Source organism: Cupriavidus phytorum (assembly GCF_003254285.1).
Taxonomy (GTDB): Bacteria; Pseudomonadota; Gammaproteobacteria; order Burkholderiales; family Burkholderiaceae; genus Cupriavidus; species Cupriavidus phytorum.
In genome coordinates this window covers 135,016-148,176 of the sequence record NZ_QKZN01000005.1, presented here as the reverse complement: position 1 = coordinate 148,176, position 13,161 = coordinate 135,016, and the positions used below count along the sequence as shown (strand labels likewise).

Annotated in this window: 12 protein-coding genes; 5 read left to right on the top strand and 7 right to left on the bottom strand. The window is 70.4% G+C overall.

Annotated features, from left to right (window positions below; translation table 11 throughout):
- Nucleotides 1-8: 8 nt before the first annotated feature.
- Nucleotides 9-440, bottom strand: a complete 432-nt coding sequence (locus C7416_RS14845) for a thioredoxin family protein (protein ID WP_111519630.1) — start codon at nucleotides 438-440, stop codon at nucleotides 9-11.
- 107 nt (nucleotides 441-547) lie between these two features.
- The gene (gene grpE, locus C7416_RS14840; RefSeq protein ID WP_111519629.1) at nucleotides 548-1,132 is read right to left on the bottom strand and encodes a nucleotide exchange factor GrpE; all 585 of its coding nucleotides are present in this window, start codon (nucleotides 1,130-1,132) and stop codon (nucleotides 548-550) included.
- A 275-nt stretch (nucleotides 1,133-1,407) separates the two neighbouring features.
- Here grpE and C7416_RS29165 point away from each other — a divergent pair, with 275 nt between their 5' ends.
- Nucleotides 1,408-1,581, top strand: coding sequence for a hypothetical protein (locus tag C7416_RS29165; RefSeq protein ID WP_181461246.1), 174 nt, complete (start codon nucleotides 1,408-1,410; stop codon nucleotides 1,579-1,581).
- Nucleotides 1,582-1,642: 61 nt separating this feature from the next.
- Here the strand turns inward: C7416_RS29165 and C7416_RS14830 are convergent, their stop codons facing one another.
- The 3 genes from C7416_RS14830 to hrcA form a co-directional block, all read right to left on the bottom strand.
- Nucleotides 1,643-2,038, bottom strand: coding sequence for an RNA-binding S4 domain-containing protein (locus C7416_RS14830; RefSeq protein WP_018006937.1), 396 nt, complete (start codon nucleotides 2,036-2,038; stop codon nucleotides 1,643-1,645).
- Nucleotides 2,035-3,150, bottom strand: a complete 1,116-nt coding sequence (gene hemH / locus C7416_RS14825) for a ferrochelatase (protein ID WP_111519627.1) — start codon at nucleotides 3,148-3,150, stop codon at nucleotides 2,035-2,037. The genes C7416_RS14830 and hemH overlap by 4 nt, the downstream gene beginning before the upstream one ends.
- A gap of 106 nt (nucleotides 3,151-3,256) precedes the next feature.
- On the bottom strand, nucleotides 3,257-4,291 hold the full coding sequence (gene hrcA, locus C7416_RS14820; protein WP_111519626.1) for a heat-inducible transcriptional repressor HrcA: 1,035 nt from the start codon (nucleotides 4,289-4,291) through the stop codon (nucleotides 3,257-3,259).
- A gap of 126 nt (nucleotides 4,292-4,417) precedes the next feature.
- On the opposite strand from hrcA, the gene C7416_RS14815 reads away from it, so the two are divergent.
- From C7416_RS14815 to mprA, 4 genes are all read left to right on the top strand, one after another.
- Nucleotides 4,418-5,335: an NAD kinase gene (locus C7416_RS14815; RefSeq protein WP_018006940.1), complete on the top strand. Its 918-nt coding sequence runs from the start codon at nucleotides 4,418-4,420 to the stop codon at nucleotides 5,333-5,335.
- A gap of 67 nt (nucleotides 5,336-5,402) precedes the next feature.
- Nucleotides 5,403-7,154 (top strand): DNA repair protein RecN, encoded by a 1,752-nt coding sequence (gene recN, locus C7416_RS14810; RefSeq protein WP_111519625.1) that lies wholly within the window; start codon nucleotides 5,403-5,405, stop codon nucleotides 7,152-7,154.
- A 67-nt stretch (nucleotides 7,155-7,221) separates the two neighbouring features.
- Nucleotides 7,222-7,668: a hypothetical protein gene (locus tag C7416_RS14805; protein ID WP_111519624.1), complete on the top strand. Its 447-nt coding sequence runs from the start codon at nucleotides 7,222-7,224 to the stop codon at nucleotides 7,666-7,668.
- A 151-nt stretch (nucleotides 7,669-7,819) separates the two neighbouring features.
- A complete protein-coding gene (gene mprA, locus C7416_RS14800) occupies nucleotides 7,820-9,448 on the top strand; it encodes an MprA protease, GlyGly-CTERM protein-sorting domain-containing form (RefSeq protein ID WP_111519623.1) in 1,629 nt (542 codons plus the stop codon).
- 44 nt (nucleotides 9,449-9,492) lie between these two features.
- On the opposite strand, the gene rrtA is transcribed toward mprA, so the two are convergent.
- Together rrtA and glnE are read right to left on the bottom strand one after the other, a co-directional pair.
- On the bottom strand, nucleotides 9,493-10,134 hold the full coding sequence (rrtA, locus tag C7416_RS14795) for a rhombosortase (RefSeq protein WP_111519622.1): 642 nt from the start codon (nucleotides 10,132-10,134) through the stop codon (nucleotides 9,493-9,495).
- Nucleotides 10,124-12,994, bottom strand: a complete 2,871-nt coding sequence (gene glnE / locus C7416_RS14790) for a bifunctional [glutamate--ammonia ligase]-adenylyl-L-tyrosine phosphorylase/[glutamate--ammonia-ligase] adenylyltransferase (protein WP_373424934.1) — start codon at nucleotides 12,992-12,994, stop codon at nucleotides 10,124-10,126. Before glnE ends, rrtA begins: the two co-directional genes overlap by 11 nt.
- Nucleotides 12,995-13,161: the final 167 nt, after the last annotated feature.

Sequence of the window (13,161 nt, the reverse complement as noted above, 5' to 3'; positions counted from 1 at the left end):
GGGGCGCGCTAGCCCGCCAGCGGCTTGCCGCTGGCCTTCAGGCGCGCATTGGCCACGGCCGCGGCAAACTGCCCGTGGCCGTGCCAGCCGGTGGCCCGGCCCAGCTTCTTGCCGTTATGGAAGAACATGAAAACCGGGATGCCGTGCAGGCCGAAGCGCCGCCCCAACTCAGGGTGCGCATAGACGTTGGCGTGCAGCCAGTGCAAGTCCAGCGCGCGCACCGGCCCGGGATTGGCCAGCATCGCCTTCTTGGCCATTTCGCAGTTGAAGCAGTCCACGCCCCAGAAGAACACGCACACCAGCGCGTCGCCGGCGGCGGCAATGGCGCCGTCGATGGTGGCGTCGTCGACCTCGCGCATGGCAAAGGCGTCAAAGGCGCGGTGATCCAGATGCGGGGCCGCGGACGGATCCGGCGCGCCGGCTTGCGGTTCGGTGCTCATGGTTCGCTCCTGATGCGGTTCGCCCGGACGAGGCACGCCGCCAATGACGAACGCCCGGGCCGGCAGGCACCGGGCGTCGGGCCGTGACGGGACGGCAGTGGCGCGGCTTACTTCGGCGCGGCCACCGTGACCAGCGCCGGACGCAGCACGCGGTCGGCAATGGTGTAGCCGCGCTGGAGCACGGTCACCACGGTGTTGGGCTCCTGCTCCGCCGGCACCATCGAGATGGCCTGGTGGCGATGCGGGTCGAACTTCTCGCCTACCGGGTTGAGCTCGACGATCTTGCCGCGCTCGAAGGCGGCGGCCAGCTGGCGCGCGGTCAGCTCCACACCTTCGCGCAGCTTGGCGATATCGCCGGAGCCGTCGGCCAGCGCGGCCTGCAGGCTGTCCATGACCGGCAGCAGGTTGTCGGCAAAGTTCTCGATGGCGAACTTGTGCGCCTTGGCGACATCTTCCTGGGCCCGGCGGCGGATATTCTCGCCTTCGGCCACGGCCCGCATGTACAGGTCGTAATGCTCGCTGGCCTTGGCTTCCAGGGCGGCCAGCTGGGCCGCCACGTCGTCCGCGGCGGTAGCCGCAGTGTCGGGCGCGCCGGTCTCCGGGCTGGCGGTGGCGGCGTTGGTGGCGTTGGCCGCCTCATCGCCCGCAGGCGTCGCAGTCTGGTTGGATGGCGTCTGCTTCTGGTCTTCCATGTCGATCCGTATCAATGCAGTGTCGCGGCCCGCCGTGGGGCTGGCCGCGGGTGGTAAATCGGCGTGTGCCCGATGCAGGTGGTGGCAGCTCGCCGCATTTCAAGAGTGGCGCCGGCGCGACGCCGAAACACACGGTTACAAAGCCCGGCCCGTTGCAATCGACGCCTTATTGCTTTGCGCCAATGCCCTCACTAAGATTCTTAGTAAGAAAAATGACAAAAATGTCGAGGGCCCAGGAGATGGTTCATTTTTGTGCCGCTTCCGAAAGGTTGGCCATGCATAAGCTCCCAGTCGTGACGCTGTGCCTCGTGGCCGCACTGGCGGTCATGACCGCCTTTATCTGCCTGTCCGGCGCCTTCACCCCGCGCGATACGGAGTATGGCAGCGGCAAGGCGGTGTTCAAGCACTACATCGTTCCCTTCGTCAGCCAGGAGGTCGCGCAGGAATAAGCTGCCCCACTTGGCGATCCAACGCGCGGCGGCACCGGCAACGGTGCCGCCGCGCTGCCATTCAGCCGTTGAAGTCGTCGATGCGGCGGCGGTCGCGCTTGGTCGGGCGCCCCTGGATCTGCGCGGACGGCTCTGGCTGCAGGCGCCGGCGCTCGGCATCGGCGGCGCGGCGCGACTGGCTCTCGGCGCTTTCCTGGTAGAGCGTCTGCGCCACCGGCGCCGGGCCGCGCGCCGCGGCGATGCCCTTCACTTCCAGCTCCCAGCGCTGCTGGTGTGCTTCCAGCGCAACCTTGTCGCCGGGCTTGACCTCGCGCGAGTTCTTGCACAGCTGGCCGTTGACCGTGACCTTGCCGCGCTCCACCGCTTCGGCCGCGAGCGAGCGCGTCTTGAAGAAACGCGCACACCACAGCCATTTGTCGATGCGCTGGCGCGCATCCGCCTCGAAATCCACATTCATGCCGCCGCTCCCCGCGCCTGCGCACGCGTGCGCCGCGCTTCCAGTTCATGCGCATGCGGCGTGGCGAGCGGCCAGCCCTGCAGGTGCTGCAGCGCGATCTCCGCCATCGCCGCGACCCACGGCGCGGCATCGTTCATGCATGGAATGAAATGGAAGTCCTTGCCGCCCGCGACCTTGAACTCAGTCTGGCCTTCCATGGCGATTTCTTCCAGCGTTTCGATGCAGTCCGCCGGAAAGCCCGGGCAGAACACGTCCACCCGTCCGGCACCGACCTTGCCCAGTTCCGCCAGCGTCGGCGCGGTATAGGGCTGCAGCCATTCGGCCTTGCCGAAGCGCGACTGGAACGTCACCTGGTACTGCCCCGGCTGCAGGCCCAGCGCCTCGCCCAGCAGGCGCCCGGTCTTCAGGCACTCGCAGTGGTAGGGATCGCCCAGTTCCAGCGTGCGCCGCGGCACGCCGTGGAACGACAGGATCAGCTTGTCGCCCTGGGCGAAATCCGGCATGCCGTGCCGGCTCCAGTAGGCAGCGACCTGCTGCTGCAACGCCGAGATATACGCGGGATGGTCATGGAAATGCTTGACCAGCCGCAGCTCCGGCTGGTTGCGCCACTGACCCAGCACGCGGAACACCTCGTCGAAGGCGGTCGCCGTGGTAGTGCCCGAATATTGCGGATACATCGGCAGCACCAGCACCTGCTCGCAGCCCTGGCGGCGCAGCGCTTCCATCACCGAGGCGATCGACGGGTTGCCGTAGCGCATCGCGCACGCCACCGTCACGTCGTGCCCGTTATGGTGCAGCAGCCGCTGCAGCGCGTGCGCCTGGCGCTCGCTGTAGACCAGCAGCGGCGAGCCCGTCATATGGGCCTCGCGCAGCCAGATCGATTCGTACTTGAGCGCCGACGCGCGCGAGCGCAGCGGCAGGATCACGCCGTACAGCAACGGCAGCCACGCCGCGCGCGGGATCTCGACCACGCGCGGATCGGACAGGAATTGCTTCAGGTAGCGCCCCACCGCCTTGGGCGTGGGGGCATCGGGAGTGCCCAGGTTGACCAGCAGGATCGCCGTGCGCGGCGCCTGGCCGTGCTGGTAGGCCGGTTCGGGAGAAAACGTCATGTCGCTTCCGGATTGGCGCGATGCCGGGATGGGACGGGCGCGGCGCCGCGGCGCCGGGCCCGCGCGGCGGGAATGGAGCCGCCGGTCAGACCGGAACGCCGGACCACTAGTTCTGGCTCAGCGCGCTCGACAGCAACCGCGCGGTAATGTCGACGATCGGGATCACACGCTCGTAGGCCATGCGCGTGGGGCCGATCACCCCCAGCGTGCCGACGATCTGCCCGTCGACCTCGTACGGCGCGGTGATGACCGCCATGTCTTCGATCGGCACCAGTTGGCTTTCGCCGCCGATGAAGATCTGCACGCCCTGCGCATGGCTGGACACGTCCAGCAGTTGCAGCAAGCTGGTCTTGTGCTCGAACACGTCGAACAGGCGCCGCAGCTTGTCCATGCTCGAGGCCAGGTCGTCGACTTCGAGCAGCTTGCGCTCGCCGCTGATGTAGACGTGGTCGTCGTCCTCGTCCTCGGCAACGCTGCCGGCCTCGACCGCGGCCTGCATCAGCTGCGACATGTCGCGGCGCAGGTCCTGCAACTCGAGCCGCAGGTGGCTGCGCACGGTGTCGAAGCTCATGCCGGCATAGTGCGAGTTGAAGAAATTGGCGGCCTCGATCAGCTGCGCCGGCGTGTATGGGAGCTCGGTCTGGATGATGCGGTTCTGCACGTCGCCCTCGGGGCTGACGATGATCAGCAGGATGCGCTTGTCCGACAGCCGCATGAACTCGATCTGGCGGAACGCCTGCGCGCGGCGCGGCGTCATCACCACGCCGGCAAAGTGCGACAGGTTCGACAGCGTGCGCGCCGCCGCGGTGATCATGCGCTGCGGCCCCAGCTGCTGGCCGCCGAGCTGGTCCTGGATCTGCCCGGTCAGTTCGGCCAGGTCGGCGTTGCGCTCGAGCGGCTTGGCGGTCAGCATCGAGTCGACGAACAGCCGGTAGCCACGCGGCGTCGGGATGCGCCCGGCCGACGTGTGCGGGCTGGCGATAAAACCCATTTCCTCGAGATCGGACATCACATTGCGTATCGTCGCCGGCGACAGGTCCAGCCCCGAGTACTTCGACAGGGTGCGGGAACCGACCGGCTGGCCTTCGGCAATGTAGCGCTCGATCAGGGTCTTGAGCAGCGTTTTGGAACGTTCATCCATGATGCCCCGATTTTACGCAAGTTTTGGACCTTCTGGCGGACCGGCCCGATGTGCCGCAGGACGGGCCGCCGGATGGGCCGCCGGCGCCTGCTGACAACCGTCACGGCGGTATGGTCTAATCCCGGCATGTCCGCCCCAGCCAAAGCCAGCGCCGTGCGCACTCCATTCAAGACCGTCGCCCTGGTGGGCAGGTACTCCACCGCCGGCATCGAAGGGCCGCTGGAAGAGATCGCCTCCTATATCCTGCGCAACGGCCAGGATGTGGTGTTCGAGCGCGAGACCGCGCTGGCCACCGGGCTGACCGCCTACCCCGCCCTGTCCGCCGAGGAGATCGGCACGCAGGCCGACGTCGCCGTGGTGCTGGGCGGCGACGGCACGCTGCTGGGCATCGCGCGCCAGCTGGCCGGCTATGACGTGCCCCTGATCGGCGTGAACCACGGGCGGCTCGGCTTCATGACCGATATTGCGCTGGAAGACGCGCACACCGTGCTGCCCGACATGCTCGACGGCCGCTACGAGTCCGAGACCCGGCTGCTGCTGGCCTCGCGCGTGGTGCGCGACGACATGGACATCTTCTCGGCGCTGGCGCTGAACGATGTGGTGGTGAACCGCTCCGGCATCTCCGGCATGGTCGAGCTGGCGGTTTCGGTCGACGGGCACTTCATGTACAACCAGCGTTCCGACGGCCTGATCGTGTCGACCGCCACTGGCTCCACTGCCTACGCGCTGTCGGCCGGTGGCCCGATCCTGCATCCCACGCTGTCGGGCGTGGTGCTGGTGCCGATCGCCCCGCACGCGCTGTCGAACCGGCCGATCGTGCTGCCGCACGACGCCGAGGTCACGATCGAGGTGGCGAGCGCGCGCGACGCCAGCGTCAACTTCGACATGCAGTCGCTGACCTCGCTGCTGCCTGGCGACCGCATCGTGGTGCGGCGCTCGCAAAAGACCATCAACCTGCTGCACCCGGTGGGCTACAACTACTACGCCACGCTGCGCAAGAAGCTGCACTGGCACGAATACCCGTCCGAAGACAATCGCCTCTGAGCGCCATCCAGCCGCCCCTCAGCCCGAGCCCGACCCTTCATCGGACCGACCACCCTTCTCCGCCACGATGCTGCGCAGCCTGTCCATCCGTGATTTCGTCATCGTCGACTCCCTCGACCTGGACTTCGCCTCCGGCTTTACCGTGTTCACCGGCGAGACCGGCGCCGGCAAGTCGATCCTGATCGATGCCCTGGCGCTGGTGCTGGGCGAGCGCGCCGATGCCGGCGTGGTGCGCGAAGGCGCGCCGCGCGCCAGCGTCAGCGCCACCTTCTCGACCCATCCCGCGCTCGATGCGTGGCTGGCCGAGCGCGAGCTCAACAGCGAAGAAGACGGCGGCGTGCCGACCGTGCTGCTGCGTCGTACGGTCGATGCCGGCGGCCGCAGCAAGGCCTTTATCAACGGCGCCGCCGCCACCCTGGCGCAGTTGCGCGAAGTCGGCGACCAGCTGGTCGATATCCATGGCCAGCATGCGCACCAGCAACTGCTGCGCCCGGATGCGCAGCGGCTGCTGTTCGACGCCCACGCCGGCCTGACCCAGCAGGCCGCCGCGGTGGCCGAGGCCTGGCGTGCCTGGCGTGCCTGCGTGCGCCAGCGCGAAGCGGTCGAGCACCAGTCGCGCGAGATGCAGCTCGAGCGCGAGCGGCTCGAATGGCAGGTCGGCGAGCTGGACAAGCTCAACCCGCAGCCGGGCGAATGGGACGAGATCCAGTCGGAGTACAACCGGCTCTCGCACGCCGCCGGCCTGATCGACGGCAGCCGCGCCGCGCTCGACGCGCTGTCCGAGGCCGACGGCTCGGTGCTGTCGGCGCTCAACGGCATCGTGCACCGGCTGCAGCAGCTGGCCGATGTCGACCCCGCGCTGCGCGACGTGCTCGCCGCGCTCGAGCCGGCGCAGGTGCAGGCCGAGGAAGCCGCGCATTCGCTGACGCGCTATGTCGACCGGCTCGAGCTCGACCCCGAGCGGCTGCAGGTGGTGGAAGAGCGCATGCAGGCGCTGCACGCCACTGCGCGCAAGTACCGCCTGCCGCCCGAGCAGCTCGCCGATGAGCTGCTCGCGCGCCGCCAGCAGCTCGACGACCTGCAGGCCGCGCAGGACCTGAACAAGGTGATGGCGCGCGAAGCTGCCGCCAAGGCCGCCTACCTGACGCTGGCGCAGCATCTCAGCCATGCCCGCAAGCAGGCCGCGCAGGCGCTGTCCGGCGCGGTCACCGACGCCATGCAGGGCCTGTCGATGGCCGGCGGCAGCTTTGTCGCGGCGCTCAATGCGCTCGACGAAGGCCAGAGCTACGGCCTCGAGCAGGTCGAGTTCCTGGTGGCCGGCCACGCCGGCGTCAGCGCGCGCCCGCTCGCCCGGGTCGCTTCCGGCGGCGAACTGGCGCGCATCAGCCTGGCAATCTCGGTGATCACCAGCGAAGCCTCGCCCACGCCCACGCTGATCTTCGACGAGGTCGACACCGGCATCGGCGGCGCGGTCGCCGAGGTGGTCGGCCGGCGCCTGCAGGAACTGGGCCGCGCGCGCCAGGTGCTGTGCGTGACCCACCTGCCGCAAGTGGCGGCACAGGCCGGCACGCACCTGCTGGTCAGCAAGGAAACCACGGCCGAAGCCGACGCCTCGGTGACGCGCTCGCGCATCCGCGTGCTCGACCCGGCCGGACGCGTGGTCGAGACCGCGCGCATGCTGGGCGGCGCCACCGTCACCGCCACGACGCTGCAACATGCCGAAGAGATGCTGGCGCAGGGCATGGCCGACAGCGGCACCGGCCAGCCCGCGCGCGCGGGCAAGGACGGCAAGCGCGGCCGCCGCGCCGCCGCCGGCTAAGGCTCGCGCCACCTTGCGCAGCCTTGCGTGGCAGCGCGCCAATTTATTTATCGACAGGAGCTTCCCCATGACCCGCCCAGCGCCGCCCACCGGCCACCGCCCGCGCGCCTCGCTGCGCGCGGTGCTGGCCATTGCCACCGCCGCCTCGGCCGCGCTGCTGGCGCTGTCCGCCTGCCAGGCCCAGCCCAAGGCTTCGGCGCCGCCGCCGGGCAGCATCAGCGACGACCGTGCGCTCGGCGACATCATGGTCCGCTTCAAGCCGCCCGCGGTGGACCTGTCCGAAGACGCCGGCAAGCTGCTGGCCGAGATCAAGGGCCCGATCCGCTACGTGGTCAAGCGGCCGATGTCGGGCGGGGTCTGGCTGGTCACGGCGATCTCGCCGTCGGCCGACGCCACCCTCGACCAGGCCGTCGACACGCTGCGCGCCACGCCGCGCATCGAGACCGCCGAACCCGACCGGCTGCTCAAGCCCAGCCGCAATATCCCCACCAGCCGCGACATGCCGGCGCGCTAGCGCGGGGCCAAATCTGTACGGAACGCCGCATTAACGGACGCGGATGATGCCAAAGCCGGCCTTGCACAACCCGGCGGCATCGTATTCGCTACATAACATGCCCACGCGCCGGCCCGGCCCGAGCGCGCTACGCCCCTGGGAGGAGAGATCCATGCCGCAATCCGCGCTGTCCGCGTTGTCCGTTCCCTGCCGCAGCTTCGCGGCCCGCCGCTGGCGGATCATCGCCCTGGCCGCCGCCGCTGCATGCGGCGCGGTCCCGACCGGCACGGCGCTGGCAGCCGGCGCCCAGTCCGCACCGGCCTATACCGGCCATATCATCGTGCGCTGGCGCGACGGCACCACCGCGGTCGACGGCAAGTCGCCGGCTGCCGCCGAAGCCCTCAAGCAGCTGAGCGAACGCACCGGCATTGCCGTCACGGCGCGCCGCGCGATGGGCGGCAACCTGCAGTTGCTGCAGGTGCCCGACGCCTTTGCCGCCGACCCCGAGGCCGCGGCCGCACGGCTGCGCCAGGATCCGCGCGTGGCCGACGCCGTGCCCGACCGCTGGCTGCGCCTGCACGACACCCTGCCCGACGATCCCGAGTTCCAGGTCAACCAGCCGTACCTGAAGGGCACCGGCACCGCCGTCGGCGGCGTCAACCTGCCGCGTGCGTGGGATCGCACCGGCGGCAGCAGCGGCATGGTGGTCGCGGTGGTGGACACCGGCATCCTCCCCCATCCCGATCTGCAGGGTCGGCTGCTGTCCGGCTTCGACTTCATCAGCACCACCACGGTCTCCAATGACGGCGACGGCCGCGACGGCGATCCGACCGATGCCGGCGACGGCCTGCCGGCCGGCTTCACCTGCCCGGGCAGCAGCACGCCCACGCCGGAACCGACCAACAACAGCTGGCATGGCACGCGCGTGGCCGGCGTGCTGGGGGCGCTGACCAATAACTCGCGCGATATCGCGGGGGTCGACTGGAATGCGCGCATCCTGCCGGTGCGGGTGTCGGGACGCTGCGGCGCGCTGCTGTCCGACACCGTCGACGGCATGCGCTGGGCCGGTGGCCTGCCGGTGCCGAACGTGCCCGACAACCCTAACCCGGCGCGCGTGGTCAATATCAGCCTGGGCGGCGGCACCTGCAGCGGCATCGAACAGCAGGCCGTCAACGACCTGAATGCGCGCGGCGTGGTAGTGGTGGCTGCGGCCGGCAACAACCGCGGCGCGGTCGAGGCGCCGGCCGACTGCAGCGGCGTGATCGCGGTCACCGCGCACGCCAACGGCGGCGAAAACGCCAGCTATGCCAACGTCGGCCCGCAGGTGGCGATCAGCGCGCCGGGCGGCGGCTGCGGCAACTCGCAGGTGGTCGACGGCCGCTGCACGGTCACGCCTTCGGTGATCCGCACGCTCAGCAACGACGGCAAGACGTCGCTGGGCAATTACGTGGTGGCGTCGTCGGCGGGAACCAGTTTCGCCACGCCGATGGTCTCGGGCGTGGTGTCGATGATGTTCGCGCTCAACGGCTCGCTGACGCCGGCACAGGTCACCGCGGCACTGAAGAGTTCGGCGCGCCCGCATCCCTCCGGCACCTTCTGCACCACCAATCCCGGTGTATGCGGCGCGGGGCTGCTCGATGCCGACGGCGCGCTGCTGGCCGCGCTCGGCATGCCGCCGGCGCAGGCCGCGCCGGCACCGGCCGCGGATGGCGGCGGTGGCGGCGGCGCGGTGCCGCTGTGGAGCGCGCTGCTGCTCGCCCTGGCGGGACTGACCGGCTTCGCGCTGCGCCGCCGCGTCTAGCGGCAGCGGTGGTGCTCAGGCGGCGGCGCCGCTATCGCCCGCCGCTATCGTCCGTCGCTATCGCGCGCCGGCCGCCGCGCCAGCCACCACTCCTGCAAGACCCAGCACAACAGGCCGGCGACGGCGCCGGCCGCGTGCGCCACGCGCACCACGCCGAAGCCCCACGCCGGATCGAACACCACCGGCGCCAGCCACGACTGTTCCACCCAGACCTTGGCCAGCACGCCCAGGCACAGCAGCACGCCAGTGATGCGTGCCAGTCCCGGCGCGCGCAGCAGCCCCAGCGCGCCCCACAGCGCCAGCCCGTGCAGCGCGCCCGAGAGCCCGCCATACCAGGCAATCGCCGGCACCCGCAGCAGCACCAGTTGCACCGCGATGCCGCACGCCACCAGCACCAGCAACAGGCTGCGCACCCGCGCCACGCGCGCGCAGATCGCCAGCACGCCGGTGGCGGCAAGCATGTCGGCCAGCCAGTGATGACCGTCCAGGTGCACCCACATCGCCGTGGCCAGGCGCCACCACTGGCCGTCCACCCGCACCGCATCGCGCAGGTACAGGCCATGCGCATGCCACCACGGCAGGAAGGTGAACGCCGCCGACAGCGCCCATACCAGCGCCACCGCCGCCAGCAGCCCCGGCCACGATGCGCCGGCAGGTGCCGGCGCCCCCGCGGCGTCAGTCCTCACCGAACACGGCCCGCCACAGCGTGCCCACCGCCGCGGTCTGCGCGGCCATCGACGCCGGCGCCACGCGCGCATGGACCTGGCCGTCGAGGCGCATCTGGTGCTGGCGCGCGCGGAACAGCCGGTAGGCGTCGCCCACCGCCAGCGCCAGCGTGGCATCGATCAGGCCCAGCTCACCGGCCTCGCGCAGCAGCGCGATATTGCCGGCGTTGCGCGTCAGCTGCGGATGGGCGCGGCTGTGCAGCAGCACCAGGTACTGCACCGTGAATTCGATGTCGACCATGCCGCCCCGATCGTGCTTCAGGTCGAACAGGTCGGTGGGGTTGGGATGGCCCTCGGCCACCTTGCCGCGCATCTGCGCGATCTCGCTGCGCAGCGCCGCAGCGTCGCGCTCCTGGCACAGCACCTCGCCGCGCAGCGCTTCGAAGCGTGCGCCGATGGCGGCGTCGCCGGCGCAGAAGCGCGCGCGCGTCAGCGCCTGGTGTTCCCACACCCACGCGGTGTTGTCGCCTTCGCGCAGCTGGTAGCGGCGGAACGCGTCGAAGCTGGTCACCAGCAGCCCCGCAGCGCCATTGGGGCGCAGCCGTGTGTCGACGTCGAACAGCGCGCCGGCCGCGGTATGGCTGGTGAGCCAGGTGATCAGGCGGCGCGCATAGGCGGCGTAGACCTCGGGCGCGCGCTCGTGTTCGTCGTCGTACAGGAAGATGATGTCCAGATCGGAGGCATAGCCCAGCTCCTTGCCGCCCAGCCGGCCATAGGCGATCACGGCGAAGCGCGGCACCTCGCGATGGCGCGTGGCGAGCTGGCGCCACACCGTTTCCAGGGTCGCGTCGAGCATGGCATCAGCCAGGTCCGACAGGCGGTCGGCCACCTGCTCGACCGTCAGCATGCCCTGCAGGTCCTGCAGCAGCACGCGGAAGGTCTCGGCATGGTGCTCGCGGCGCAGGATGTCCATCTGCTGCTCGACCTGCCCCTCCGCGGCCAGCAGCCGCTCATGCAGGCGCTTGCGGAACGCGGCCCAGTCGGGCGCGCCGGCCAGCGCGTCGCTGTCGAGCAGTTCGTCGAGCAGTTGCGGATGGCGCGTCAGGTAGGCGGCGGCCCAGCGCGAGGCATGCAGCGTCTGCGCGACGCGGTCCATCGCCTGCGGGTATTCGGACAGCAGCGACAGGTAGGAGGCGCGCCGGCTGATCGCCTCGAGGAAGTCGATAAAGCGTCCGATGGTGCTGTCGGGATCGTCCTGGCGCGCGGCCAGGTCGAGCGCGCGGTTGACCAGCTGGTCGAAGCGCGCGCGGCTGGCTTCGGAAAGCGCGCGATAGCGCAGCGAAGCGGCGATCGCGCGCAGCCGGTCCAGCAGCGCATTGCAGTCGGTAAAGCCGGCGGCCTGCAGCCGCTGGCACGGCACCGCGCTGTCGGCTGCCTCTTGCGACAGGTCCTGGCGCGGGTTGTCCTGCGCGCGCGCGGCGCTGTCTTCCATGACGATGTCCGGCCACAGCGCTTCGCACGGGCCGGCGTCGGGATCGGAGAAGGTCGCTTCGAACTGCTGCGCGACCGGTTCCTGCAGCGCGGCAAGCCGCGCCAGCAAGGCCGTCCAGTCGGCGCAGCCCATCATCTGTGCCACCGCGTGCTGCTCGTCGGGTGAGGTCGGCAGGTGGTGGGTCTGCGCGTCGTCGCGGTATTGCAGCCGGTGTTCGAGCTGGCGCAGGAAGCGGTAGGCGTCGCCCAGTTGCCCGGCCTGCCCGGCGGGCAGCAGCCCTCGCTCGACCGCCACCGCCAGCACCTCGAGCGTCGGCCGGATCCGCAGCGCGGGATCCTGGCCGCCGCGGATCAGCTGGAACACCTGCGCCATGAATTCGATCTCGCGGATGCCGCCGCGGCCCAGCTTGATATTGAACGAGCGTTGGTTGACCCCGTGTCCGGGCAGGCCGCCGCTGCGCTTGGCGGCCTCGCTGCGGATCTGCGCATGCAGCGAGCGGATCGCCGCGATCACGCCGTAGTCAAGGTAGCGCCGGAACACGAAGGGCGAGGTCAGCCGCGCCAGCAGAGCAGCGGTCCGCTGCGCATGGGGCGAGTCCAGCGCCGACACCACGCGGCCCTTGATCCAGGCGTAGCGCTCCCACTCGCGGCCCTGCACCACCAGGTATTCCTCCAGCATGCCCAGGCTGCAGGCCAGCGGCCCGGCATCGCCGTTGGGACGCAGCCGCATGTCGACGCGGAACACGTAGCCATCGGCGGTCACGTCGGCGAGCAGGTTGATCAGCCGGCGGCCCAGGCGGATGAAATACTCGTGGTTGGACAGTGTGCGCGGGCCGCCCTGGGTCTCGCCGTCCTCGTCGTAGAGGAAGATCAGGTCGATATCGGACGAGACATTGAGCTCGCGCCCGCCCAGCTTGCCCATGCCCACCACCACCAGCTCCTGCACCTCGCCGCTGTGGGCGCCGACCGGGCGGCCGAAGGTCGCGGCCAGATCGTCGCCCAGCACCGCCAGGCCGTGCTGGATCGCCAGCTCGGCCAGGTCGGTCATGGCGCCGGTGACCTCGCCGAGCGTGGCCAGGCCGCGCAGGTCGCGCTCGATCACCGCGCACATGACCTCGGCGCGCAGCCGGCGCAGCGCGCGCTTGGCGGCGTCCTCGGCGTCGGCCGAGGGCGCATGCAGCGCCTGCAGCCGGGTTTCCATCCAGGCGCGCGTGAGCGGCTGGGCCACCGCGGCGGCGAGGATTTCCGGCAGCTCCGGGCGGGCCTGCAGCACGCGCCGCGCGTAGTGCGAGTACGCGGCCGAGTACAATACGTCGCCGCCTGCCCGGGCGCCTTCGCCATCCGGCTGCAGCGCCTGCGCCGCGGTGACGGCAAAGGCGCCGGCAGCCATGGTGCCGGGCCCCTGCCCTGATGCGACGGACGCCGCCTGGGCGGGTTCCGGTGTGGCGCGCGCGCCATGTTGGTCAGCGGCGGCGCCGGCGGCGGAACTCGTCGGATCAGAGGCAGTCATTCCAGTATTTGAAATGCGAGCAAAAGTGCGAAAGGTGCGGCCAGGGG

What these genes read in the sequence shown, in the direction of transcription:
- C7416_RS14845 (WP_111519630.1), bottom strand. Translation starts at nt 440, where the DNA reads ATGAGCACCGAACCGCAAGCCGGCGCGCCGGATCCGTCCGCGGCCCCG.
- grpE (WP_111519629.1), bottom strand. Translation starts at nt 1,132, where the DNA reads ATGGAAGACCAGAAGCAGACGCCATCCAACCAGACTGCGACGCCTGCG.
- C7416_RS29165 (WP_181461246.1), top strand. Translation starts at nt 1,408, where the DNA reads ATGCATAAGCTCCCAGTCGTGACGCTGTGCCTCGTGGCCGCACTGGCG.
- C7416_RS14830 (WP_018006937.1), bottom strand. Translation starts at nt 2,038, where the DNA reads ATGAATGTGGATTTCGAGGCGGATGCGCGCCAGCGCATCGACAAATGG.
- hemH (WP_111519627.1), bottom strand. Translation starts at nt 3,150, where the DNA reads ATGACGTTTTCTCCCGAACCGGCCTACCAGCACGGCCAGGCGCCGCGC.
- hrcA (WP_111519626.1), bottom strand. Translation starts at nt 4,291, where the DNA reads ATGGATGAACGTTCCAAAACGCTGCTCAAGACCCTGATCGAGCGCTAC.
- C7416_RS14815 (WP_018006940.1), top strand. Translation starts at nt 4,418, where the DNA reads ATGTCCGCCCCAGCCAAAGCCAGCGCCGTGCGCACTCCATTCAAGACC.
- recN (WP_111519625.1), top strand. Translation starts at nt 5,403, where the DNA reads ATGCTGCGCAGCCTGTCCATCCGTGATTTCGTCATCGTCGACTCCCTC.
- C7416_RS14805 (WP_111519624.1), top strand. Translation starts at nt 7,222, where the DNA reads ATGACCCGCCCAGCGCCGCCCACCGGCCACCGCCCGCGCGCCTCGCTG.
- mprA (WP_111519623.1), top strand. Translation starts at nt 7,820, where the DNA reads ATGCCGCAATCCGCGCTGTCCGCGTTGTCCGTTCCCTGCCGCAGCTTC.
- glnE (WP_373424934.1), bottom strand. Translation starts at nt 12,994, where the DNA reads ATGGCTGCCGGCGCCTTTGCCGTCACCGCGGCGCAGGCGCTGCAGCCG.